This window comes from Stenotrophomonas sp. RS-48 (genome assembly GCF_030053245.1).
GTDB lineage: Bacteria > Pseudomonadota > Gammaproteobacteria > Xanthomonadales > Xanthomonadaceae > Stenotrophomonas > Stenotrophomonas maltophilia_P.
Genome location: NZ_JASGBV010000054.1, coordinates 1 through 22,093, shown reverse-complemented (window position 1 = coordinate 22,093; position 22,093 = coordinate 1). Strand labels below are relative to the sequence as shown.

At 67.6% G+C, this 22,093-nt stretch carries 21 protein-coding genes; 17 read left to right on the top strand and 4 right to left on the bottom strand.

Annotated elements, in window-relative coordinates; genetic code table 11:
• Positions 1 to 324: 324 nt before the first annotated feature.
• Complete coding sequence (fabV, locus tag QMZ25_RS11320; protein WP_283219653.1) at positions 325 to 1,584, top strand: enoyl-ACP reductase FabV; 1,260 nt, start codon at positions 325 to 327, stop codon at positions 1,582 to 1,584.
• A 65-nt stretch (positions 1,585 to 1,649) separates the two neighbouring features.
• Here the strand turns inward: fabV and QMZ25_RS11315 are convergent, their stop codons facing one another.
• The 3 genes from QMZ25_RS11315 to QMZ25_RS11305 all read right to left on the bottom strand — a co-directional run bounded on the left by QMZ25_RS11315 (position 1,650) and on the right by QMZ25_RS11305 (position 5,540).
• A complete protein-coding gene (locus tag QMZ25_RS11315) occupies positions 1,650 to 3,719 on the bottom strand; it encodes an EAL domain-containing protein (RefSeq protein ID WP_065181393.1) in 2,070 nt (689 codons plus the stop codon).
• A gap of 91 nt (positions 3,720 to 3,810) precedes the next feature.
• Complete coding sequence (locus QMZ25_RS11310) at positions 3,811 to 4,995, bottom strand: NAD(P)/FAD-dependent oxidoreductase (protein ID WP_065181314.1); 1,185 nt, start codon at positions 4,993 to 4,995, stop codon at positions 3,811 to 3,813.
• Positions 4,992 to 5,540 carry a YaeQ family protein gene (locus QMZ25_RS11305; protein WP_053517781.1) on the bottom strand — a complete coding sequence of 183 codons (549 nt, stop codon included), beginning with the start codon at positions 5,538 to 5,540 and terminating at the stop codon, positions 4,992 to 4,994. Before QMZ25_RS11305 ends, QMZ25_RS11310 begins: the two co-directional genes overlap by 4 nt.
• Positions 5,541 to 5,664: 124 nt before the next feature.
• Between QMZ25_RS11305 and QMZ25_RS11300 the strand changes: the two genes are divergently transcribed.
• Positions 5,665 to 6,546: a pseudouridine synthase gene (locus QMZ25_RS11300; RefSeq protein ID WP_065181315.1), complete on the top strand. Its 882-nt coding sequence runs from the start codon at positions 5,665 to 5,667 to the stop codon at positions 6,544 to 6,546.
• A 13-nt stretch (positions 6,547 to 6,559) separates the two neighbouring features.
• On the opposite strand, the gene QMZ25_RS11295 is transcribed toward QMZ25_RS11300, so the two are convergent.
• Entirely contained in the window at positions 6,560 to 7,051 is a 492-nt protein-coding gene (locus QMZ25_RS11295) for a YaiI/YqxD family protein (protein ID WP_283219652.1), read from the bottom strand.
• Between the two features lie 303 nt (positions 7,052 to 7,354).
• On the opposite strand from QMZ25_RS11295, the gene QMZ25_RS11290 reads away from it, so the two are divergent.
• The 15 genes from QMZ25_RS11290 (at position 7,355) to pcaC (ending at position 22,065) form a co-directional block, all read left to right on the top strand.
• Complete coding sequence (locus QMZ25_RS11290; protein ID WP_005416210.1) at positions 7,355 to 7,564, top strand: cold-shock protein; 210 nt, start codon at positions 7,355 to 7,357, stop codon at positions 7,562 to 7,564.
• A gap of 147 nt (positions 7,565 to 7,711) precedes the next feature.
• Positions 7,712 to 8,401, top strand: a complete 690-nt coding sequence (locus tag QMZ25_RS11285; RefSeq protein ID WP_065181317.1) for a glutathione S-transferase — start codon at positions 7,712 to 7,714, stop codon at positions 8,399 to 8,401.
• Positions 8,402 to 8,432: 31 nt separating this feature from the next.
• Positions 8,433 to 9,998, top strand: a complete 1,566-nt coding sequence (locus QMZ25_RS11280; RefSeq protein WP_053517776.1) for a protein adenylyltransferase SelO — start codon at positions 8,433 to 8,435, stop codon at positions 9,996 to 9,998.
• A gap of 274 nt (positions 9,999 to 10,272) precedes the next feature.
• Positions 10,273 to 11,784 carry a NosD domain-containing protein gene (locus QMZ25_RS11275; RefSeq protein ID WP_283219651.1) on the top strand — a complete coding sequence of 504 codons (1,512 nt, stop codon included), beginning with the start codon at positions 10,273 to 10,275 and terminating at the stop codon, positions 11,782 to 11,784.
• 22 nt (positions 11,785 to 11,806) lie between these two features.
• Complete coding sequence (locus QMZ25_RS11270; protein WP_283219650.1) at positions 11,807 to 13,096, top strand: carbohydrate porin; 1,290 nt, start codon at positions 11,807 to 11,809, stop codon at positions 13,094 to 13,096.
• Positions 13,096 to 13,983 carry a type I 3-dehydroquinate dehydratase gene (aroD, locus tag QMZ25_RS11265; protein ID WP_283219649.1) on the top strand — a complete coding sequence of 296 codons (888 nt, stop codon included), beginning with the start codon at positions 13,096 to 13,098 and terminating at the stop codon, positions 13,981 to 13,983. Before QMZ25_RS11270 ends, aroD begins: the two co-directional genes overlap by 1 nt.
• A gap of 53 nt (positions 13,984 to 14,036) precedes the next feature.
• Positions 14,037 to 15,353 (top strand): MFS transporter, encoded by a 1,317-nt coding sequence (locus tag QMZ25_RS11260; RefSeq protein WP_164152935.1) that lies wholly within the window; start codon positions 14,037 to 14,039, stop codon positions 15,351 to 15,353.
• 169 nt (positions 15,354 to 15,522) lie between these two features.
• The gene (locus QMZ25_RS11255) at positions 15,523 to 16,203 is read left to right on the top strand and encodes a 3-oxoacid CoA-transferase subunit A (RefSeq protein ID WP_053517770.1); all 681 of its coding nucleotides are present in this window, start codon (positions 15,523 to 15,525) and stop codon (positions 16,201 to 16,203) included.
• The gene (locus QMZ25_RS11250; RefSeq protein WP_053517768.1) at positions 16,200 to 16,847 is read left to right on the top strand and encodes a 3-oxoacid CoA-transferase subunit B; all 648 of its coding nucleotides are present in this window, start codon (positions 16,200 to 16,202) and stop codon (positions 16,845 to 16,847) included. Before QMZ25_RS11255 ends, QMZ25_RS11250 begins: the two co-directional genes overlap by 4 nt.
• A gap of 7 nt (positions 16,848 to 16,854) precedes the next feature.
• The gene (gene pcaF / locus QMZ25_RS11245; RefSeq protein ID WP_283219654.1) at positions 16,855 to 18,063 is read left to right on the top strand and encodes a 3-oxoadipyl-CoA thiolase; all 1,209 of its coding nucleotides are present in this window, start codon (positions 16,855 to 16,857) and stop codon (positions 18,061 to 18,063) included.
• Positions 18,064 to 18,130: 67 nt separating this feature from the next.
• Complete coding sequence (pcaH, locus tag QMZ25_RS11240; protein WP_053517767.1) at positions 18,131 to 18,841, top strand: protocatechuate 3,4-dioxygenase subunit beta; 711 nt, start codon at positions 18,131 to 18,133, stop codon at positions 18,839 to 18,841.
• A gap of 4 nt (positions 18,842 to 18,845) precedes the next feature.
• The gene (gene pcaG, locus QMZ25_RS11235) at positions 18,846 to 19,409 is read left to right on the top strand and encodes a protocatechuate 3,4-dioxygenase subunit alpha (protein WP_111185632.1); all 564 of its coding nucleotides are present in this window, start codon (positions 18,846 to 18,848) and stop codon (positions 19,407 to 19,409) included.
• Between the two features lie 90 nt (positions 19,410 to 19,499).
• The gene (locus QMZ25_RS11230) at positions 19,500 to 20,843 is read left to right on the top strand and encodes a 3-carboxy-cis,cis-muconate cycloisomerase (protein WP_283219648.1); all 1,344 of its coding nucleotides are present in this window, start codon (positions 19,500 to 19,502) and stop codon (positions 20,841 to 20,843) included.
• 25 nt (positions 20,844 to 20,868) lie between these two features.
• On the top strand, positions 20,869 to 21,654 hold the full coding sequence (gene pcaD, locus QMZ25_RS11225; protein WP_164152931.1) for a 3-oxoadipate enol-lactonase: 786 nt from the start codon (positions 20,869 to 20,871) through the stop codon (positions 21,652 to 21,654).
• A 24-nt stretch (positions 21,655 to 21,678) separates the two neighbouring features.
• Entirely contained in the window at positions 21,679 to 22,065 is a 387-nt protein-coding gene (gene pcaC, locus QMZ25_RS11220; protein WP_065181323.1) for a 4-carboxymuconolactone decarboxylase, read from the top strand.
• Positions 22,066 to 22,093: the final 28 nt, after the last annotated feature.

The window sequence follows — 22,093 nt, the reverse complement described above, 5'->3', positions numbered from 1 at the left end:
GGAAGACTGTCGAAGGCGGGGTGGGTCCGGTTGCGGGGGCGTGAGCGCCATGGATGGCGCGACCGAGCCTACATGGACGTACTTGCGGCGTCCCCCGCAACCGGACCCGCCCCGCCATCCCGCAGATAGCTCGCTTCTGCCGTTGATGTTGACGTTGATTCGGCGGGTGCAGGGTGCAACCCTGCAAAACAAACACCACCCTACGCCGCCGTCGGTTGTGCAATCGTGCCCCGCACACTACGATCCTGCGGTTCGCGCGCGCAGGCGCGCCCTCCGATTCCTGCTGAGCGCCCTGCGCGCCGCATCTGCCAACCCGAGGTATCCATGGTCATCAAACCGCGCGTCCGCGGCTTCATCTGCGTCACCACCCATCCGACCGGCTGCGACGCCGCCGTCAAGCAGCAGATCGACTACATCCGCGCCCGCCCGCCGATCCAGAACGGTCCCAAGCGCGTGCTGGTGATCGGCGCCTCGACCGGCTACGGCCTGGCCGCCCGCATCACTGCCGCGTTCGGCAGCGGTGCGGCGACCCTGGGCGTGTTCTTCGAGCGTCCCGGCAGCGAGACCAAGCCGGGCACGGCGGGCTGGTACAACTCGGCGGCGTTCCACCGCTATGCCGATGAGGCGGGCCTGTATGCCAAGAGCATCAATGGTGATGCGTTCTCGGATGAAGTGAAGGCGCGCACCATCGAGATGATCAAGGCCGATCTCGGCCAGGTCGACCAGGTCGTCTACAGCCTGGCTGCGCCGCGCCGCAAGCACCCAAAGACCGGTGAAGTGATCAGTTCCACGCTGAAGCCGATCGGTGAGCCGATCACGCTGCGTGGCCTGGATACCGACAAGGAAGTGATCACCGAGACCACTTTGCAGCCGGCGACGCCGGAGGAAATCGCAGGGACCGTCGCAGTGATGGGCGGTGAAGACTGGCAGATGTGGATCGACGCGCTGGCCGATGCCGGCGTGCTGGCCAATGGCTGCACCACCACCGCCTTCACCTACGTTGGCGAGGAAATCACCCAGGCCATCTACTGGAATGGTTCGATCGGCGCTGCCAAGAAGGATCTCGACACCAAGGTGCTGGGCCTGCGCGAGAAGCTGGCGAAGATCGGCGGCGATGCCCGCGTGTCGGTGCTCAAGGCCGTGGTCACCCAGGCGAGCTCGGCCATTCCGACGATGCCGCTGTACCTGTCGCTGCTGTTCAAGGTGATGAAGGAAAAGGGCACCCACGAAGGCTGCATCGAGCAGCTGGACGTGCTCTACGACATCCTCTACGGCGGCAAGGCCGACGGCGTGGCGATCGACCGCCTGCGCCACGATCTGGTCGATGGCGATGGCCACACCGTCGCGCTGGTCGATGAAGAAGGCCGCCTGCGTGCCGACTACAAGGAAATGGCGGCAGACGTGCAGGGCAAGGTGGTTGCGCTGTGGTCGCAGGTGACCAACGAGAACCTGTACGAGATCAGCGACCTGGCCGGCTACAAGGCGGACTTCCTGCGCCTGTTCGGTTTCGGCGTTGAAGGCGTCGACTACGAGGCCGACGTCGATCCGGATGTGAAGATCAACAATCTGGTCGATATGACCTGATCGAAAAGGCCGGCGAAAGCCGGCCTTTTCACGTAGGGCGCGCCGCTATGCCCGGCGATGCGGGATCACCCGAAGTCGAAACTCATCGTCGGCAGCGCCGGACCGACGAAGTCGCCCTGCACGTAGTCCACGCCTGCACTGAACAGCAGCGTCATGGAGTTGGCATCGCTGACGAACTCGGCGATGGTGCGGATACCGGCCTCCTGCGCGCGCGCCGTGATCTGGCTGATGCGGTCGATGTTCTCGCGGGTCGCCGCCAGGTCGCTGGTGAATCCACGGTCCAGCTTGAGGAACTGCGGCTGGAAGTGGGCCAGCAGCTGGAACGAATCCAGGCCGGACCCGAACTGTTCCAGGCCGATGCGGCAGCCCAGCGGGGCCACGTCGGCCAGGAACTGCTGGGCGCTGCGCAGGTGGGTGAACACCTTCGCTTCCGGCGCATGCAGCCACAGGCGCTCGCCCGGAACCCCGTGCGCTTTCAGTTCACCACGCAGGGTGGCAATCATCTGCGGGTCGTCGAACGATTCGGGGGTGACCTTCACCAGCATCTGGGTGGCGCTGCCTTCGCGCGCGCGCTGCCCCAGCACCGTGATGGCCTTGGACACCACCCAGCGGTTGATCTCGGCCAGCAGCCCGTGTTCCTCGGCGATGCCAAGGAAAGCGGTGGGACTGAGCAGTTCACCGTTGTGCTCCAGTCGCAGATAGGCTTCATACAGCTCCAGTGGCTCGCCCTGCAGGTTCAGGACCGGCTGGTAATGCAGCTGGAAGCCGTCGCCGTCCAGGGCTTCGCGGATGCGGCCGACCCATCGCTGCACACGTTCTTCCTCGACCCGATCGACCGCGGCCGGATCGAAGATGCGACAGGTGTTGCCCAGCTCGGCGGCCGCCTGCGTGCACTCGCTGGCACGCGCCAGGACCTGGCCGATACTGGCGATCTTCTCGCCGACCTGGACACCGCCGATGCTCACGGTGACCGTGGCCGAACGCGCGCCGATGCTGAACACATGGGCGGCATATGCCTCACGGATGCGTTCGGCCAGTGCCACGGTCTGCGCATAGGGGCCGGCCTGCAGCACGGCGAAGCTGTGTTCGCCGAAGCGCGCCAGCTGCGCGTCCTCCCCCACGACATCGGCCAGCAGGGAGGCCAGCGCGCCGATGAGGGTATCGGCCGAGGCCAGCCCGATGTCCGGCATCAGCCGCGCATAGTGGTCGGGCTCGACCAGCAGCAGGCCGAACTGGCCCTCGCTGCGGCCAGCCTGGGCGACCGCACTTTCGACCTGCAGCATGAAGGTCGGCCGGTTCAGCAGGCCGGTCACCTGGTCGCGCTGGCGAAGATCCTCGACCTCTCGGGCCAGTTCCGGGTCGAACTCGATCCGGCGGCGGAACACGACCTGCAGGCAGGATTCGCCCTCATAGGTGGCTGCGGTGAATTCCATCGTTGCCGGAAACGCACTGCCATCCTGGTGGCGTGCATCGAGCTGGTACTGCGGTGGTGGCGCTTCGCCGCGGCTGAGGCTCTTCAGCAGCTGCTTGAAGTCATCAACATGCTGGGCGGCCACCATGTCCAGCAGCGAGATGCCCTCGATGTCGTCGAAATGCTCGTAGCCGAACATGTCCAGATAGGCATCGTTGGCGCGGATGTGCATGCCTTCGTGCACATAGGCGATGGGTTCGCGGGAGGAGGCAATCAGCGCGTCGCAACGGCGCTCGGTCTCGCGCATCTGTGCCTCGATGCGGCGCAGCCCGCGGCGCGCCTGCAGGTCGACCCACTGGTCGCGGACCACCGCCAGCAGATGCTCCGGCCGTTGACGGAGGGCAAGGGCGCGGATGCCATGGCTGCTGGCCTGGACCAGCTCATCCTCGTCGATGCGCTCGGCCAGCAGCACCAGCGGAATGTCCTTGCCGCTGGCCGCGATGTGCTGGGCCACCAGCGGCAGCGGGATGCCCTGCGAGGGCGAGGCCAGCACCAGATCGATGGCCTGGTTGGCCAGCACCTGCGACAGCTCGGCCGAATCCTGCGGGCGCCAGGGGCGCACGGCGATGCCGCTGTTGCGCAGCGTGCTGACGATGGCTTCCGCATTCTCGCCGCTGTCGTCGACGATCAGCAGGCGGATGGTGATGTCGTTCGCGTTCTGCATGCACTGCTCCCCAATCTGCGGATCTTGATACACGATGCACGGCGAGCCGTCCATGCGTGCAGGCATCCCGCACCCCGAACGGCGATGCGGTTCACACCACGCTGCCGGCGGCGTGGCCGCTGGCCCAGGCCCACTGGAAGTTGTAGCCGCCAAGCCAGCCGGTGACGTCCAGCACTTCGCCGACGAAATGCAGGCCCGGCACGCGCTTGGATTCCATCGTGGAGGACGAAACGTCGGCGGTGTCCACGCCGCCCAGCGTGACCTCGGCGGTGCGGTAGCCTTCGGTGCCACTGGCCACCAGCGGGAACGCACCCAGCAACTGCGCAGCCTGGCGCAGTTGGGGCTCATCCAGCTGCCGTACCGGGCGGTCCGGCAGCCAGTGTTCGCACAGGCGCTGGGCCAGGCGCTTGGGCAGGACCTCGGCCAGCACCGTGCGCAGTTCGGCGGCTGGCCGCTCCTGTTTCATCCGTCGCAGCCACTGGCCGGCATCCTGGCCGGGCAGCAGATCCAGTTCCAGTGCGTCGCCGGGTTGCCAGAAGGAAGAGATCTGCAGGATCGCCGGGCCGCTGACGCCACGATGGGTGAGCAGCATGGAATTCTGGAACTGCATGCCGTTGCAGCGCGCCTCGATCGGCAGGGCGACACCGCTCAGGTCGGCCAGGCGCTCCTGGTGCCTGCCGCTGAGGGTCAGCGGCACGAGTCCGGCGCGGGTCGGCAGCACGGCATGCCCGAACTGGCGTGCAATCTCGTAGCCGAAGCCGGTTGCGCCCAGGCTGGGGATGGACAGGCCACCGGTGGCGACCACCAGCGAGGCGCAGTGGAACATCCCCTGCGTGGTGTGCACACGGAAGCCATCCGCCCCGTGCTCGATGCGCTCGACGCTGCAGTGGGTACGGATGTGCGCACCCGCTGCCTGGCACTCGTCCACCAGCATCTTCACGATCTGCTTGGACGAAACGTCGCAGAACAGCTGCCCCAGCTCCTTCTCGTGATAGGCGATGGCATGGCGCTCGACCATCTCGATGAAGTGCCAAGGCGTATAGCGGGCCAGCGCCGATTTGCAGAAGTGCGGATTGGCCGACAGGAAGTTGGCCGGGGTGGTGCCGGTGTTGGTGAAGTTGCAGCGGCCACCGCCGGACATCAGGATCTTCTTGCCGATCTTGTTGGCGTGATCGATCACCTGCACCTGGCGGCCGCGCCGGCCGGCGGTGATCGCGGTCATCAGGCCGGCGGCACCGGCACCGATCACCACGACGTCGCAGCGCGTCGTACTCATGCCTTGGCGCGCTTGCGCCAGGTGGGGATGATGTCGAGCTGGATCTGGTCGTTGAGGATCTGCACCTCGCCGTCCTGGATCAGCACGCTGAAGCGCATGGCACGCTGGATCTGCTGGCCCCACTGCTCGACGAAGGTGCCATCGAGGTCGATCACCGACAGGTTGTCGAAGCGCGCCAGGCCCTTGCCCTGCTTGCCCCACCAGATGTCGGACGCATTGCCGCCGTAGTTGACCACCTGCACCTGGCGGCTGCGATTGCTGGCCTTGCGGATACGGGATTCATCGGGGTGGCCGAGGTCGATCCACTGCAGGATGTCGCCGGTGTAGTCGTGCTGCCACAGGTCCGGCTCGTCATCCGTACTCAGGCCCCGGCCGAATTCCAGGCGGTCGTCGGCGTTGAGGGCGAAGGTGAGCAGGCGCACCATCAGGCGCTCGTCGGTTTCCGACGGATGCTGGGCCAGGGTCAGGTTGTGGGTCGCGTAGTAGCCGCGATCCATGTCGCTGATCTGCAACTCGGCCTTGCGGATGGTGGCGGTGAGGGCCATGGGGGATCCGTCGACTAAAGAGGACAATGATAGAGGTTTGCTGCAGGGGTGTCCGTGGCCGGGGTGTCTGCCGCGCGTCAACGGTGGCACGCTTGCGGTTCCTGTTGCCGCCGGAGCGGACGCGATGACCCTGCCCAGCCGGCTGCAGCTGCCACCCGGCCATTGGCCGACCCTGCTCGACGGCCTGTGCGCACGCTTTCCGCGCATCGACCGCAGCCAGTGGCAGGACCGGTTCGCGCGCGGACGGGTACAGGATGCGCAGGGCAGGGCGCTGGCGGCGGACCAGCCGTGGCAGGTGGGGCTGGAAATCCTGTATTTCCGCGAGGTCAGCCACGAGCCGCGCATTCCGTTCAACGAGACGATCCTCTACCAGGACGAGCATCTGCTGGTGGTCGACAAGCCGCACTTCCTGCCGGTGACCCCGGCGGGTGCCCATGTCCGCGAAACCCTGCTGGCCCGGCTGGTGGCGCGGACCGGCAACGCGCAGCTGGCACCGCTGCACCGCCTGGACCGGCTCACCGCTGGGCTGGTCCTGTTCTCGCTGCGACCGGAGTCGCGCGATGCCTACCAGCGCCTGTTCCGCGAGCGCCGTATCGACAAGACCTACGAGGCGCTGGCCCCGGCACTGCCGGCGCTGGACTTCCCGTTCGAGCGCCACAGCCGCATCGGCCCGGCACAACCGTTCTTCCGCATGGGCGAAATGGAGGGCGAGCCGAATGCGAGTACCCGCATCGAGGTGATCGACGCGACAGGTCCGGTCTGGCGCTACCGCCTGCAGCCGAGAACCGGTCGCAAGCACCAGCTGCGCGTGCACATGGCGGCGCTGGGCGCGCCCATCATCGGAGACGACCTGTATCCGCAGCTGCGTCCGGCCGCGAGCGGGGCGCAGGCGCCGCTGCAACTGCTGGCGCGGGCGTTGTCCTTCGACGATCCCCTGAATGGGGAACGGCGGGTGTTCAGCAGCCAGCGTCAGCTGGGCCTGGAGCTGGGCCCAGTGGTGGCGTGAGCCGGGCCCCGCCTCATCGCGCCACGCGGATGCGGGCCAGCCAGCGGTCCAGCGCGCTGCCGAACGCCTGGCGGTCGCGCGCATGCAGGGGAGGCGGGCCCCCGGTCTGGACGCCGGCGCCGCGCAGCTCTTCCATGAAATTGCGTACCGACAGGCGCTGGGCGATGGTGTCGGCGGTGAACAGCTCCCCGCGCGGATGCAGGGCCAGCGCGCCTCGTTCGAGCACCAGCGCGGCCAATGGAATGTCCTGGGTGACAACCAGATCGCCGGCGGCGACCCGTTCGACGCTGGCGCTGTCAGCCACGTCCAGGCCCTGCGGCACCTGGAGGGAGCGGATCCAGCGCGAGGGCGGGGTGCGGATCCACTGGTTGGCGACCAGGGTCAACTCCAGGCCGACCCGCTCGGCGGCCCGGAACAGGATGTCGCGGATGACAACGGGGCAGGCGTCTGCGTCCACCCAGATGCGGGGACGGGGCAGTTCAGCCGGGGTTTCAGCTTCAGTCATTTACCCAGTGTAGGGTAGGAAAAACCTGAATGGGTCCCCGGATCCGGGCCCGACCGACTGCCAGCCCTTGCCACGCCTAGCGGGGGCGGGGTGGCGATGAATGCCGGGGCTATCGCTTTTTGGGGAAAACACGCGTATCGTGCGACCCACTGTGTTTGCTAGGGTCACCGTGAATCGTGGCCTGGTGCAGTTGATCTCACGATCCACTCATCGATCCGCTTTACCAACGCCTGCAACTCAGTCTCGGCCCCGATACCCGGTGGCTGCGATTTTTTTCAACATGTGTTTCAGGAGTTAGTAAATATGTCTGAACGTCAGACCGGCACCGTCAAGTGGTTCAACGACGCCAAGGGCTTCGGCTTCATCACCCCGGAAAGCGGCCCGGACCTGTTCGTGCACTTCCGCGCCATCCAGGGCACCGGCTTCAAGACCCTGCAGGAAGGCCAGAAGGTCACCTTCATCGCCGTCCAGGGCCAGAAGGGTATGCAGGCTGACCAGGTGCAGGCGGTCTAATCCGTCTGCTGCCCTCGGGTAGCCAGAACGCCGGAAGCGCAAGCTTCCGGCGTTTTTTTTTGCGTCGGCGGGAGCAGGCGCGGATCGAATCCACAGGCGCATGCGTGCAGGCGCGTTACGATGCTTGCACCCCTCTGGAGTCCTTTCATGCGCATCGTCCATCACCTCGAGAATTCCCGTTCGCTGCGCGTGCTGTGGATGCTGGAGGAGCTGGGGCTGGACTACGAACTGCGCCGTTACCCGCGCGACCCCAGAACGCTGCTGGCACCGCCGGCACTGCGCCAGGTACATCCGCTGGGGAAATCACCGGTGCTGCAGGACGGCGAGCAGGTGCTGGCCGAATCCGGCGCCATTCTTGATTACCTGGCTGACCGCTACGACACGCAGCGGCAGGTGTCGCCGTCGCCGATACCGGCCGAAGGTGCCGAGCGCATGGCCTATCGCTACTGGCTGCACTACGCCGAAGGCTCGGCGATGCCGCCGCTGCTGCTGACGCTGGTGATGAGCCGCATCCGCAACGCGCCGGTGCCGTTCTTCGTGCGCCCGATTGCCCGCAGCATCGCCGACAAGGCCGAGCAGAGCTTCGTCGGCCCGCAGCGCCGCCTGCACCTGGACTGGATGGAGCGCCGCCTGGCCGAGAGCCCGTGGTTCGCGGGTGAGCGTTTCACCGCGGCCGATATCCAGATGAGCTTCCCGATCCAGGCCGCAGCGGCGCGCGGAGGCGGACTGGACGACAAGCCGGCGCTGCGCGCGTTTCTCCAGCGCATCGGTGAACGCCCGGCCTACCAGCGCGCTGAAGCGCACGGCGGATCGCTGCAGGCGCTGCGCGGCGATTGAGGTCGGCGGCGTCCATCCCCATGTCAGGGCCATGGACAGCCCCTTCCCGCGATTCGACAACCGTCTGCTGACCGTCCTGCCGGGCGACCCGGAAGCCGGGCCCCGTCGGCGTGAAGTCCGAGAGGCGGCCTGGTCGTCGGTGATGCCGACGCCGGTCGCCGCGCCGACCCTGCTGGCCTGGTCGCCGGAGGTCGCCGCTCTGCTCGGCATCGATGTGGCTGAAGTGTCGAGCGGCACGTTTGCCCAGGTATTCGCTGGCAACGCGTTGTATCCGGGCATGCAGCCGTGGGCCGCCAATTACGGCGGGCACCAGTTCGGTCACTGGGCGGGCCAGCTTGGCGATGGGCGGGCGATCTCGCTGGGCGAGCTGGTTGCGCCGGATGGCCGGCACTGGGAACTGCAGCTGAAGGGTGCAGGCCCGACCCCGTACTCCCGTGGCGCCGACGGTCGCGCGGTGCTGCGCTCGTCGATCCGTGAATTCCTGTGCAGTGAGGCCATGCACCACCTCGGTGTACCGACCACGCGTGCGCTGTCGCTGGTCGGTACCGGCGAGCACGTGGTGCGCGACATGTTCTATGACGGCCGTCCGCGAGCCGAGCCCGGCGCGATCGTATGCCGTGTGTCGCCCTCGTTCCTGCGTTTCGGTTCGTTCGAACTGCCGGCCTCGCGCGGTGAGACGTCACTGCTGCAGCAACTGGTGGATGCCTGCATCGCCCGTGATTTCCCCGAACTGGCAGGGCAGGGTGAGGCGCTGTACGGTGACTGGTTCGCGCAGATCGCGGTGCGCACCGCCGAGATGATCGCGCACTGGATGCGTGTCGGTTTCGTGCATGGGGTAATGAACACCGACAACCTCTCCGTGCTTGGCCTCACTCTCGACTATGGCCCCTATGGCTGGGTCGAGGACTTCGATCCGGACTGGACCCCGAACACCACTGACGCACAGGGCCGTCGCTACCGCTTCGGAACGCAGCCGCAGGTGGCGTACTGGAATCTGGGGCGGCTTGCGCAGGCGCTGTCGCCCTTGTTTGCCGACGTCGCGCCGTTGCAGGCGGGCCTTGCTGCCTATCAGGCCACCTTTGCCGCCTGCACGCGTCGCGATGCGGCGGCCAAGCTTGGCCTGGCAGCTGCCGATGATGCCGATCTGCAGCTCTACCAGCGCTGGCAGCAGCTGCTGCAGGACGGTGGCATGGACATGACCCTGTCCTGGCGCGCCTTGATGCGGATCGATCCGGCATCGCCCGATCCGGCGGCACTGGCTGAGGTCTACTACGACCGGGAGCGGCAGGAGGCCGTGCAGGTGCCGCTGCGGCAGTGGCTGCAGGACTACGCCGCGCGATTGCGGGCGGATCCTCTTCCGGCCGCCGAGCGCCTGGCGAAGATGGGCGCGGCCAATCCGCTGTACGTGCTGCGCAACTGGCTGGCGCAGGAAGCGATCGACCGTGCGGAACAAGGGGACATGGGCGGCGTACACGCCTTGCAGGACGTGCTGCGCGATCCGTACACCCAACGCGCCGGACGTGAGCATTTCGCCAGCAGGCGCCCGGCCTGGGCCGACGACCGCGCCGGCTGCTCGATGCTGTCCTGCAGTTCATGACCGGTGCTACGGCGCAGCCGTGCGCTTCGCCTGGCAAATGCCAGTGCAGCCTTCCCTACGCCGATGGTCGTACCCATTCAGTGCGATATTCGCACGCGTAGTCGATTACCGCACTTGAATGGTGCAGTGCGATAAACCTAATTTCACTTCCGCAGATTCAAAGCAGTCCAAGCGATCCACCCCTGGCGGGGCGAGGGCAGCACCCGACCCGGTGCTGAAGCCAGGTGCAGGGGGAAGACCGCAGGATTTCCCTTCACCTGTGCGGAGTGATCGCATGCGCCGTCGCTTGTCCATTGTTTCTCTGTTCCTGCTCGCCCAGTTGCCGACCCTGGCGTTGGCCTACCAGGCCGAACCGCCGCGCGGGCCCCTGCAGGTGCTGCGCGTGGACCGCTACGCCGACGACACCCGTCCCGGCTCCCTGCGCTGGGCGATCACCACCGCCAACACCGCGCCGGGTCGCTATCGCATCGAGATCGACGCGGTGGGTACCGCGCCCCATGTGATCAAGCCGATCTCGCCGCTGCCGGAGATCAAGGGGCCGGTGCAGATCATCGGCACGTCCTGGGGCCGCGATGGCCAGTTCGTCGCCATCGACGGTTCGGCCTACGTCACCGGCACCGGCACCGACGCCTGTCCGGGCGCCGAACCGGGCCAGTCGGGCACCAACGTGCGCACCACCACGCTGCCGGGGCTGGTCCTGCGGGATACCCAAGGCGTTGAACTGGCCGGTCTGGAGATCCGCAATTTCTGCATCGGTGTGCTGGTCAACCGCTCCAGCCACAACGAGATCCACGACAACCGCATCGTCGCCAACAAGGGCGGCGCCGGCATCATGCTCACCGGGGACGACGGCACAGGGCAGTCCACTGCCACCACCACCGTGCACAACCGCATCGTGCGCAATGAATTCCTCGACAACGGCGATGGACTTGAGCTGACCCGTGGCGCGGCCTGGAACCTGGTGGCCGACAACCTGTTCCAGTCCACCCAGGCCAACCCGGAACCGTCGCAGGGCATCGAAATCCTCTGGGGCAACGACAACAGCGTGGTACACAACCGCTTCGTCGATTACTCCGATGGCCTGCAGATCAACTGGGGCAACCGCAACTACATCGCCGCCAACACCTTCACCGGCAATTCGCTGGGCCTGAGCATCACCGGCAGCGGCAACGTGGTCGATGGCAACATCATCACCGGCAATGGCATCGGCATCGGCGTGCGCCCGCAGCCGGTCAGTGCGCCGAACCGCTTCACCGCCAACCGCATCTTCGGCAACGGCCTGCCGATCGAGCGCTGCGAGGCCGGCGGCGCCTGCGTGAAGGGCCAACCGCGCGGCGCCATCGTGTTCGGCGTGCCGGGCCTGGAACACGCCAGCTTCCTCGGTTCACGTGGTCGTGGTGTCGACAATGATCCGTCCAAGCGTGCGCGCATCTGCTCCGCTGCCGGCCAGACCGACTGCCAGCCGCTGCCGAACCTGGGCCAGGCGGCGCCGCAGCTGACTGTCGTGCAGGGCGAGGGTACGCAGCGCCAGTTGATCGGTCGTTTCCAGGGCACGCCCGACAGCCGTTACCAGGTCGAAGTGTTCGGCAACCGCGCCGCCAGCGGCAGCGAGGCCGAGTGGGTGCTGGGCAGCGTGCAGGCGCGCACCGATGCGCAGGGGCAGGGCAGCTTCACCTTCCCGCTCGGCGCTGCGGCAGATGCTGCGGCTGCCGGCAGCCTGACCGCCACGGTCACCTCGGCGCAGGGCGCCACCTCCCCCCTGAGCGCGCCGCTGTCGCTGCGCTGATCATCTCCACGAGACCGCGATCATGAATCTTGCGAAGCCCGTTTCCCTGGCCGTCCTGGCCACCGCGCTGCTGCCCTGCATCGCCAGCGCGCAGTCGAGCAACCGCTATGAAGGCAGGACGCTTACCGGTGACTGGGGCGGCACCCGCACCGATCTGTTCGAGCGTGGCATCGCCTTCCGCGGCGACTACGTGGGTGAAGTCATGGGCGTGGTCGATGGAGGCTACGGCGAAACCGGTGCGCGCTATGCGCAGCAGGTGCGCGTTGGCGTGGACCTGGACATGGGCACGCTGGCCGGCTGGAACGGCGGTGCCTTCCACTTCACCCTCAACGACCGTCGCGGCCGCAGCACCTCGGTGGACTTCGTCGGCAACCGCTTCCCCATCCAGGAAGCGTACGGCGGCCAGTACACGCGGCTGACCGAACTGAGCTACGACCAGACCTTCAACGCGGGGCAGTCGTACTACAAGCTGGGCTATTACGCGATGGGCAACCAGTTCGGCCTGCATAGCCTGCTGACCCACTTCGTCAATGCGGCGTTCTGCGCGCACCCGCTGGCGATGTCGGGCAACAGCGGCTGGTACAACTACCCCGTGGCACGCTGGGGCGGTGAGTTCGCCCAGCAGGTCAGCCCGGCCGTCAACGTTCGCACCGGCTGGTTCCAGGTGAATCCGAACCTGGGTGGCAACATCGAACGCAACGCGTTCCGTCCGCTCGCTTCCGGTACCACCGGTTCGCTGTTCCCGGTGGAAGTGACCTGGACCCCGGCCAAGGGCAGCCGCTACGCGGGCGTCTACAAGTTCGGCGGTTACTACGACACCTCACGCGTGGACAAGCGCGGTCTGGATGCTTCGCCGACAACCGGGCGCCACGGCGCCTACGTGCTCGCCGAGCAGCGTCTGACCCGGGAATCGGCCGATCCCAGCCGCGGCCTGACTGCGTTCGCGCAGTACATGGTGTCCGACACCGACACCGCGCAGATCAAACGCTGGTATGCGCTGGGCGGGGTTTACCAGGGCATTGGCTCGCGCGCCCAGGACAGCATCGCGCTGGGCTACGTAGGCGCCGACATCAACAACCGGCTGGTCGATGCGCGCCGGGCCACGCTGGCCGCCGGTGGCGTGCCTGGCGATTCGCCGCTGTACAACCTCAGCCAGGCCGAGGAGCTGTTCGAACTGTCCTACAGCGTCCAGGTGAACCCGTGGCTGATGATCCGCCCGGATGTGCAGTACATCGTCAACCCGGGCACGTTCAACTACAGCGGTACCGACAACGCCTGGGCCGTGGGCGTACAGGCCAAGGTGACCTTCTGATGGCCATGCGCTCCTTCCATGCTCTGGTGACCGCCATGAAGTTTCCGCTCGCTCCCGTTGTGCTGGCCGGTGCACTGTGCGCCGTCCCGGCGCTGGCCCTGGCCGCACCGCCGCCGGCGGTACTGCAGGTCGGCCAGTTGCGTATCGGCGAGGGCCATCCCCGCACCATCGTGCCGATCACTGGCGCCACCGCTGACGTGGCCCTGCAGCAGGCGGCGGCCATCGCTGCCAGCAAGGCCACCGACATCGCCGAGTGGCGCATCGACTACCTGGACATCGCCACCGATGGCAAGGCGCTGGTCGCGCTGGGCAAGCGCATCCAGGCCACGCTGGGCGGCAAGCCGGTCATCGTGACGTTCCGCACCAAGGCCGAGGGCGGCGCCAAGCCGATCAGCGATGCCGACTACGGCGCGCTCTACGCCACGCTGCTGCGCGGCGGCGTGGCCCAGCTGATCGACGTGGAGATGTTCCGTGATCCGAAGCTGGTGCAGGCGCTGGTGGCGCAGGCGCACAAGGCCGGCGTGAAGGTGGTGATGTCCAACCATGACTTCCACGCAACGCCGCCCCGCGATGAGATCGTCGCGCGCCTGCTCAGGCAGCAGGCGCTGGGTGCGGACGTGCTGAAGATCGCGGTGATGCCGCGCGACGCAGGCGACGTGCTGGCCCTGCTCGATGCCACCTGGCAGGTGCGCCAGCAGAGCGACAGGCCGCTGCTGACCATGTCGATGGGGGGCACCGGTGTGGTCTCGCGCCTGGCTGGTGAAACCTTCGGCCAGGCGCTCACCTTCGGCATGATCGGCACTCCGTCGGCACCGGGCCAGGTCGAAGTCGATCGCCTGCAGGACGTCCTGCAGGTCATCCACGCATCCAGCCAGGCCGGTCACTGAGACCTTCCCCGCCGGACGTTCCACCGCATCACGCTGTTGCAGGAAACCGCCCCATGAGCCACGCCGCCCCCGCACCCTCGCTTGTCCTGGAACGGATGAGTCCCTTCCAGTGGACCGCCATCGCCATCTGCGTGCTGTTGAACATGCTCGATGGCTTCGATGTGATGGTCATGGCCTTTACCGCGCCGCATGTGTCGGCGGACTGGGAGCTGTCGGGCAAGGTGCTGGGGATGATGCTCAGCGCCGGCCTGGTCGGCATGGCGCTGGGCTCGTTCCTGCTGGCGCCGCTGGCCGATCGCTGGGGCCGGCGGCCGATGATCGTGTGCTGCCTGCTGATCCTGACCAGCGGCATGGCGCTGTCGGCGCTGGCTGCCAACGCCTGGCAGCTGGGCGCGCTGCGCGTGTACACCGGCATCGGCATCGGCGGCATGCTGGCCGGCGTGGGCGTGATCACCGCCGAGTACGCCAATGCCAAGTGGCGCAGTACGGCGGTCGCGCTGCAGGCCACCGGCTATCCGATAGGCGCCACCGCCGGCGGTCTGCTGGCGGCGTGGATGCTGGAACACTGGTCCTGGCACAGCGTGTTCCTGATCGGCGCCGCGGCGTCGCTGGTGTGCATTCCGCTGGTGCTCAGGTGCCTGCCCGAATCGCTGGATTTCCTGGTTGCGCGTCGCCCGGCCGATGCGCTGCCGCGCCTGAACGCACTGCTCTCGCGCATGCGCATGCCGCAGCTGCAGGCGCTGCCGCCGGCGCCGCTGCGTGATGGCCAGCGGCAGGGCTATGCGGCGCTGTTCGTGGGTGACCTGCGGCGCGTCGCGCTGCTGATCGCGTTGGCCTTCTTCCTGCACATGTTCGCCTTCTACTTCGTGCTGAGCTGGACGCCGAAGCTGCTGGTCTCTGCCGGTGTCTCCGCCCAGCAGGGCATCACCGGAGGCGTGCTGTTGAACCTGGGCGGCATCGTCGGCGGCAGCCTGTTCGGCTGGCTGGCCTCGCGCTGGTCGCTGTCGAAGCTGACCGCCGGTGCGCTGCTGCTGGCGATGGTGTCGATGCTGGGCTTTGCCGCCTTCAACACGCAGCTGGGCATGGCCTTCCCGTTGGCGTTCGTGATCGGTGCAGCACTGTTCGCCGCGATGGCGGGCCTGTATGCCGCGGCGCCGGTGGTGTTCGCCGCGCAAGTGCGGACCACCGGTCTCGGCTGGGCCATCGGCATCGGCCGCGTCGGTGCGATCCTCTCGCCGCTCACGGTGGGTGTGCTGGTGGATGGCCACTGGCGGCCCTCCGCGTTGTATGTGCTGTGCGCGCTGCCGCTGCTGCTGGCGGCTTGGGCGTGCCTGGCTCTGCGCGTGGGCGTGGGCCGGAACCAGCGTTGAAGCGCGAGGAAGTCGTTGACTCAATGTGCGATTATCGACTCATGAGTGCGAATATCGCATTGACCGGACGGAGTGCCATGGCGACCATGTCGAGGCCGTGTTTTCCCTTCGCAGTGGCTCTGAAGCGAGGCGGTGATGACCGCTGGCGCGCAGGGCAAGGAGCAATGCAGTGATCGACAAGACCGTGGCCAGCGTGGAAGCAGCGGTGGCCGATATCCATGATGGCGCCACCGTGATGATCGGCGGCTTTGGCACGGCGGGCATGCCCGACGAGCTGATCGACGCGCTCATCGCACAGGGTGCGCGCGAGCTGTGCATCATCAACAACAACGCCGGCAACGGCGATACCGGCCTGGCCGCGCTGATCAGGCACAAGCGCGTGCGTCGCATCGTCTGCTCGTTTCCGCGCCAGGCCGATTCGCAGCATTTCGACGCCGCCTACCGCGCCGGTGAGATCGAACTGGAGCTGGTGCCGCAGGGCAATCTGGCCGCGCGCATCCACGCGGCGGGTTCCGGCCTGGGCGCGATCTTCACCCCGACCGGCTACGGCACCGAGCTGGCGCAGGGCAAGGAGACGCGTGAGATCGACGGGCGTCACTTCGTGCTTGAGTACCCGCTGCACGCTGATTTCGCGCTGATCAAGGCCGACCGCGGCGACCGTTGGGGCAACCTGGTGTACCGCAAGACCGCACGCAACTTCGGCCCGCTGATGGCGATGGCCGCGCGCTGCGCCATCGTGCAGGTGCGTGAGGTGGTGCCGCTGGGTGAACTGGACCCGGAGGCCGTGGTGACCCCGGGCATCTTCGTGCAGCGCGTGGTGCCGGTGGCCGCAGCGGGGGTGCAGGCATGAACAAGCTCAGCCGCGAACAGATGGCCGCGCGCGTGGCGCGTGACATTCCCGAAGGTGCCTACGTCAACCTGGGCATTGGCCTGCCGACCACGGTCGCCAACTTCCTGCCGGCCGACAAGGAGATCTTCCTGCAGTCGGAGAATGGCCTGCTGGGCATGGGACCGGCGCCGGCGCCTGGCCGGGAGGATCCGGATCTGATCAATGCCGGCAAGCAGCCGGTCACCCTGCTGACCGGGGGCTGCTATTTCCACCATGCAGATTCGTTCGCGATGATGCGTGGCGGCCACCTCGATATCTGCGTGCTGGGTGCCTTCCAGGTCTCGGTGCAGGGCGACCTCGCCAACTGGAGCACCGGGGCCCCCGATGCGATTCCGGCCGTGGGCGGCGCGATGGACCTGGCCATCGGTGCCAAGCAGGTGTTCGTGATGATGGACCTGTTCACCAAGAAGGGCGAGAGCAAGCTGGTGACCGAGTGCAGCTACCCGTTGACCGGGCTGCGCTGCGTGTCGCGCGTGTACACCGATGTGGCGGTGTTCGATCTGGGGGCTGATGGCGCGACCGTGCTGGAGATGGTGGAAGGCATGGATATCGGACAACTGCGTGAACTGACCGGCCTGCCGCTGGCACTGGCCGAGGGAGCCTGAGATGAGCCTGCACGAGACCTACATCGTCGATGGCATCCGTACCCCGATCGGTCGCTATGGTGGTGCGCTGTCCGGCGTGCGCGCTGACGACCTCGGCGCGATTCCGCTGAAGGCACTGCTGGCGCGCCACCCGCAGCTGGATCCGGCGCTGGTCGAGGACGTCTACTTCGGCTGCGCCAACCAGGCCGGCGAAGACAACCGGAATGTTGCGCGCATGAGCCTGCTGCTGGCCGGCCTGCCGGTGACGGTGCCGGGCAGCACGATCAACCGCCTGTGCGGGTCGGGCCTGGATGCGATCGGCACGGTGGCCCGTGGGATCGCCACGGGCGAGCTGGGTCTGGCCATTGCCGGTGGTGTCGAGTCGATGTCACGCGCGCCATTCGTGATGGGCAAGGCGACCTCGCCGTTCGCCCGCGACCAGCAGATTGAAGACACCACCATGGGTTGGCGCTTCATCAACTCCCGCCTGCGCGAGCTGCATGGCGTGGAGACCATGGGCCAGACCGCCGAGAACGTGGCCGAGCGCTACGCCATCAGCCGCGAGGACCAGGATGCGTTTGCGCTGCGCAGCCAGCAACGCACCGCCGCCGCGCAGGTGCGTGGATTCTTCGATGGCGAAATCGAGGCGGTGGAGGTGCCGGGCCGCAGGCGCGGCGAGACCGTGACTGTCGACCGCGATGAACACCCGCGCGGCGATACCACCGCAGACGCCCTGGCCGGACTGAAGCCGCTGTTCCGGCAGCCCGGTACGGTGACCGCAGGCAATGCCTCGGGCATCAATGATGGTGCCGCGGCATTGCTGCTGGCGTCCGGTGCGCAGATCGAGGCGCTGCACCTGGCCCCGCGCGCACGCATTCTCGGCTTTGCCAGCGCCGGCGTGGAGCCGGCAATCATGGGCATGGGCCCAGTGCCGGCCAGCCAGAAGCTGATGACGCGCCTGGGCTTGTCCATCGCCGATTTCGATGCCATTGAGCTGAACGAAGCGTTCGCCTCGCAGAGCCTGGCCTGCATGCGCCAGCTGGGCCTGGCCGATGATGCCGCGCACGTGAACCCCAACGGCGGCGCCATCGCACTGGGGCACCCGCTGGGCATGAGCGGTGCGCGCCTGGCCCTGACCCTGCTGCGCCAGCTGGAAGCCACCGGGGGCCGGCGTGGCCTGGCCACGATGTGCATCGGCGTGGGGCAGGGTGTAGCCCTGGCCATTGAGCGCGTGTGAGCCCCAACGAACCCATGATCTGCACGACAGCCGCGGCCTGCGGGCCGCTCGCCAACAGGAGTACGCCATGAGCGATCCCACTCAACTGCGCGGCTACCGCACGCCGTATCCCGGCAGCCAGCCGCCGCGCATCCACCTGCCGTATGCCTCCACCGCGCTGCGTGGCCCGGGTACCGATCCGATCGCCATCCCGGTGACGCTCTCGGAAGTGACAGGCCCGAGCATCAACCGCATCACCCTGGGTGAGCACGCCGCGGACCTGACCGCAGGTTTCCCCGGCCAGCCGCAGGGCGAGCGCATCATCGTCAGCGGCCGCGTGCTGGACGAGAATGGCCGCCCGGTGCGCAACACCGTGGTCGAGGTATGGCAGTGCAACGCTGCTGGCCGTTACCTGCACAAGGGTGACCAGCACGATGCACCGCTGGATCCCAACTTCAAGGGCACCGGCCAGGTGCTGACCGACAGCGAAGGCCGTTACCGCTTCACCACCATCAAGCCCGGCGCCTACCCGTGGCGTAACCACTACAACGCCTGGCGCCCGGCGCACATCCATTTCTCCCTGCATGGCGATGGCATCGGCCAGCGGCTGGTCACGCAGATGTACTTCCCCAACGACCCACTGCTGGCGTTCGATCCCATCTACAACTGCGTGGACGATGCCAACGCGCGCGAGCGCATGGTGTCCTCGTTCGATTGGGAAACCACTACCAACGAATTCGCGCTGGGTTACCGCTTCGACATCGTGCTGCGCGGTCGCAAGATGACCGTCTGGGAGTAAGACCATGAGTTTCCAATCCACTCCGTGGCAGACCGTCGGCCCGTACTACCGCCTGGGCCTGGAACCGCTGTACCGCACCGACATCGCCCCGGCCACCGCGCAGGGCGAACGCGTGCACGTGCAGGGCCAGGTGTTCGATGGCAACGGCGTGCCGGTGTCCGATGCCGTGCTGGAAATCTGGCAGGCCGACGCACAGGGCATCTATGCCCATGGCGAAGACCCGCGCCGCGACGACCACGACCCGGCCTTCGATGGCTGGGGCCGCGTGCCGACCGATGAGCAGGGGCGGTTTGCCTTCAGCACCGTCAAGCCGGGCCGCGTGCCGGGCCTGCGCGGCGAGCCGCAGGCACCGCACCTGATCGTGCTGGTGTTCATGCGTGGCCTGCTGCAGGCTGTGCGGGGTCGCATCTACTTCAGCGACGAGACCAGCAATGGCGAGGACGGCATCCTCGCGCTGGTACCGCCCGAGCGCCGTCACACGCTGGTTGCGCAGGCGCAGGGCAAGGGTCTGTACCGGTGGGACGTGCGCATGCAGGGCCCGGATGAGACGGTCTTCTTCGCCTACTGATCGCGGCGCGCGCGACGCGCCTTCCGGCCACTCCACGCCCGCACGCAGCGCGCGCGGGTAAGCTGTGGCCACCCAGGATGGACTGCACCGATGAGCCTCTCCCCAACGCTGCTGGGCGGTCTGTTCGGCGATTCTGCCGTCGACGCCGTGTTCAGTGATCAAGCGCGCCTGCAGGCGATGCTGGACGTCGAGCGCGCGCTGGCACGCGCGCAGGTGCGGTGCGGGGTGATTCCCGCCTCTGCACTGGCCCCGATCGAAGCGGCCTGCCGCGCCGACCTGTATGCGCTGCCGGCGCTGTCGGCCGCCACCGCGCTGGCTGGCAACCCGGCCATTCCATTGGTCAAGGCGCTCACTGCGCAGGTCAAGGCGAATGATGCCGAAGCCGCGCGCTGGGTGCACTGGGGTGCCACCAGCCAGGACATCATCGACACCGGCGCCGTATTGCAGCTGCGCACGGCGGTCGGTCACGTGCAGGCGCGACTGCAGGTGCTGTGTACGGCGTTGGCGCGGCTGGCCGAGGCCGAGCGCGGCACCGGTCTGCCGGGACGCACGCTGCTGCAGCAGGCCGTGCCGGTAACCTTCGGGTTGAAGGCCGCCGGTTGGCTTGATGCCCTGCAGCGCAGCCAGCGGCGCCTGGATGCGCTGGCCGAAGACACTCTGGTGCTGCAGTTCGGTGGCGCCGCGGGCACGCTGGCCTCGCTACAGACGCGCGGGTTGGACGTGGCCGAGGCCCTGGCTGCCGAGTTGCAGTTGCCGCTGCCGGCGCTGCCCTGGCACACCGCACGTGATCGTATCGCCGAACTGGGCAGCGTGTTCGCGCTGCTGACCGGCAGCCTCGGCAAGATCGCCAGCGATATCGTGCTGCTGATGCAGTCCGAGGTGGCGGAGGCCTTCGAGCCGGCCGGGGAGGGCAAGGGGGGCTCCTCGGCGATGCCGCACAAGCGCAATCCGGTGGGCTGCGTGGCGGCCATCGCCGCCGCCACGCGCGTGCCGGGCCTGCTGTCCACGTTGTTCAGCGCCATGCCGCAGCCGCACGAGCGCGCGGCCGGGCAGTGGCATGCCGAGTGGGAGACCGTGCCGGAGATCGTCCGCCTGTGTGGGGGCAGCCTGGCCCAGGTGGACATGGTGGTGCAGGGCCTGCAACTGGACCGCGCACGCATGCGCCAGCATCTGGACAGCCATGGCGGCCTGCTCTACGCCGAGGCCGTGGCGGTCACCCTGGGCGAGCGTATCGGCAAGTCGGCCGCGCACGCCCTGGTGGAGCAGGCCGCGAAGCAGGCGCTGGCGCAATCGCAGCATCTTCGCGACGTGCTGGCGCAGACGCCGGAGGTCACCGCGCAGCTTTCCGCTGCACAACTGGATGCCCTGTTCGCTGCCGACAGCTGGCGCGGCATGGCCGATACCTGGATCGACCGCGTGCTCGCGCGCGGCTGATCCCACGTTCACCGCTGGAGCACGCATGCCCTTCCTCGACCTTCCGCAGCACCGCCTGCATTACCAGACCGAGGGCCGTGCCGACGCGCCATGGCTGACGTTCTGCAATTCGCTCGGTACCGACCTGGGCATGTGGCAGCCGCAGGTGGATGCGCTGGCCTCGCAGTATCGAATCCTGCGTTATGACCGTCGGGGCCACGGCCAGTCCAGCGCTCCGCCGGGCTTGTACACCGTGGCCGAACTGGGCGCCGACGTGCTGGCCCTGTGGGATCACGTGGGCGTCGAGCGCAGCCATTTCTGCGGTCTTTCGATCGGTGGTCTGACCGGGCAGTGGCTGGGCGTGCATGCGGGCAACCGGCTGCGCACGCTCACCGTGGCCGCCACCGCGGCGAAGATCGGCACGCTGGAGAGCTGGCAGGCGCGTATGGCCCAGGTCCAGCACGATGGCTTGTTGCCCCTCGTGGATGGCACCCGCGAACGCTGGTTCACCGCTGCCTTCGCACAGACCCATGCCAGCCAGGTGGAGGAGATCCTGCAGGTATTCCTGGCGACCCGCGTCGACGGTTACGTCGGCTGCTGCAACGCTGTGGCAACGGCCGACTTCCGCGATGTGCTGGGCCGCATCGGCGTGCCGCTGCTGGCCATTGCCGGTGATGATGATCCGGTGTGCGTGCCGACCGATCTGCAGGCAATCGCCGAGGGCGTGGCCCATGGCCACTACGCCGCTGTCCCGGGCCGCCACATCTGCAACCTGGAGTCGCCGCAGGCATTCACTTCCGCACTGGCTGCGCATCTTTCCGCGCAGCACTGACCCCCGCATAACAGGTAGACCACGATGGACGAACAGGAACGCTACGAAGCCGGCCTTGCGGTGCGCCGCCAGGTGCTGGGCGAGGCACACGTTGAACGCTCGCTGCAGGCGCGCACCGATTTCACCACCGAATTCCAGGACTTCATCACCCGCACAGCGTGGGGCACGGTGTGGACGCGTGAGGGGCTGCCGCGGCATACGCGCTCGCTGCTGACCATCGTGATGATGGTGGCGCTGGGCCACGACGAGGAGTTCAAGCTGCACATCCGTGCCGCCCGCAACAACGGCGTCACGCCGGAGCAGATCAAGGAAGTGCTGCTGCAGGCTGCGATCTACTGTGGCGTGCCTGCGGCCAACCACGCCTTCGCGCTGGCTAAGCCGATTCTGGAAGAGCAGGCCGCCGAGGGCTGATGCCGGTTCCGCCGGGCGTGGGCCGGCG

Bases quoted from the DNA above. Each gene is read 5' to 3' on its own strand.
- pcaD (WP_164152931.1), top strand. From the start codon at position 20,869: ATGCCCTTCCTCGACCTTCCGCAGCACCGCCTGCATTACCAGACCGAG.
- QMZ25_RS11290 (WP_005416210.1), top strand. From the start codon at position 7,355: ATGTCTGAACGTCAGACCGGCACCGTCAAGTGGTTCAACGACGCCAAG.
- QMZ25_RS11270 (WP_283219650.1), top strand. From the start codon at position 11,807: ATGAATCTTGCGAAGCCCGTTTCCCTGGCCGTCCTGGCCACCGCGCTG.
- QMZ25_RS11260 (WP_164152935.1), top strand. From the start codon at position 14,037: ATGAGCCACGCCGCCCCCGCACCCTCGCTTGTCCTGGAACGGATGAGT.
- pcaG (WP_111185632.1), top strand. From the start codon at position 18,846: ATGAGTTTCCAATCCACTCCGTGGCAGACCGTCGGCCCGTACTACCGC.
- QMZ25_RS11285 (WP_065181317.1), top strand. From the start codon at position 7,712: ATGCGCATCGTCCATCACCTCGAGAATTCCCGTTCGCTGCGCGTGCTG.
- QMZ25_RS11315 (WP_065181393.1), bottom strand. From the start codon at position 3,719: ATGCAGAACGCGAACGACATCACCATCCGCCTGCTGATCGTCGACGAC.
- pcaC (WP_065181323.1), top strand. From the start codon at position 21,679: ATGGACGAACAGGAACGCTACGAAGCCGGCCTTGCGGTGCGCCGCCAG.
- QMZ25_RS11305 (WP_053517781.1), bottom strand. From the start codon at position 5,540: ATGGCCCTCACCGCCACCATCCGCAAGGCCGAGTTGCAGATCAGCGAC.
- fabV (WP_283219653.1), top strand. From the start codon at position 325: ATGGTCATCAAACCGCGCGTCCGCGGCTTCATCTGCGTCACCACCCAT.
- aroD (WP_283219649.1), top strand. From the start codon at position 13,096: ATGGCCATGCGCTCCTTCCATGCTCTGGTGACCGCCATGAAGTTTCCG.
- QMZ25_RS11310 (WP_065181314.1), bottom strand. From the start codon at position 4,995: ATGAGTACGACGCGCTGCGACGTCGTGGTGATCGGTGCCGGTGCCGCC.
- QMZ25_RS11300 (WP_065181315.1), top strand. From the start codon at position 5,665: ATGACCCTGCCCAGCCGGCTGCAGCTGCCACCCGGCCATTGGCCGACC.
- QMZ25_RS11230 (WP_283219648.1), top strand. From the start codon at position 19,500: ATGAGCCTCTCCCCAACGCTGCTGGGCGGTCTGTTCGGCGATTCTGCC.
- pcaH (WP_053517767.1), top strand. From the start codon at position 18,131: ATGAGCGATCCCACTCAACTGCGCGGCTACCGCACGCCGTATCCCGGC.
- QMZ25_RS11250 (WP_053517768.1), top strand. From the start codon at position 16,200: ATGAACAAGCTCAGCCGCGAACAGATGGCCGCGCGCGTGGCGCGTGAC.
- QMZ25_RS11295 (WP_283219652.1), bottom strand. From the start codon at position 7,051: ATGACTGAAGCTGAAACCCCGGCTGAACTGCCCCGTCCCCGCATCTGG.
- QMZ25_RS11275 (WP_283219651.1), top strand. From the start codon at position 10,273: ATGCGCCGTCGCTTGTCCATTGTTTCTCTGTTCCTGCTCGCCCAGTTG.
- QMZ25_RS11280 (WP_053517776.1), top strand. From the start codon at position 8,433: ATGGACAGCCCCTTCCCGCGATTCGACAACCGTCTGCTGACCGTCCTG.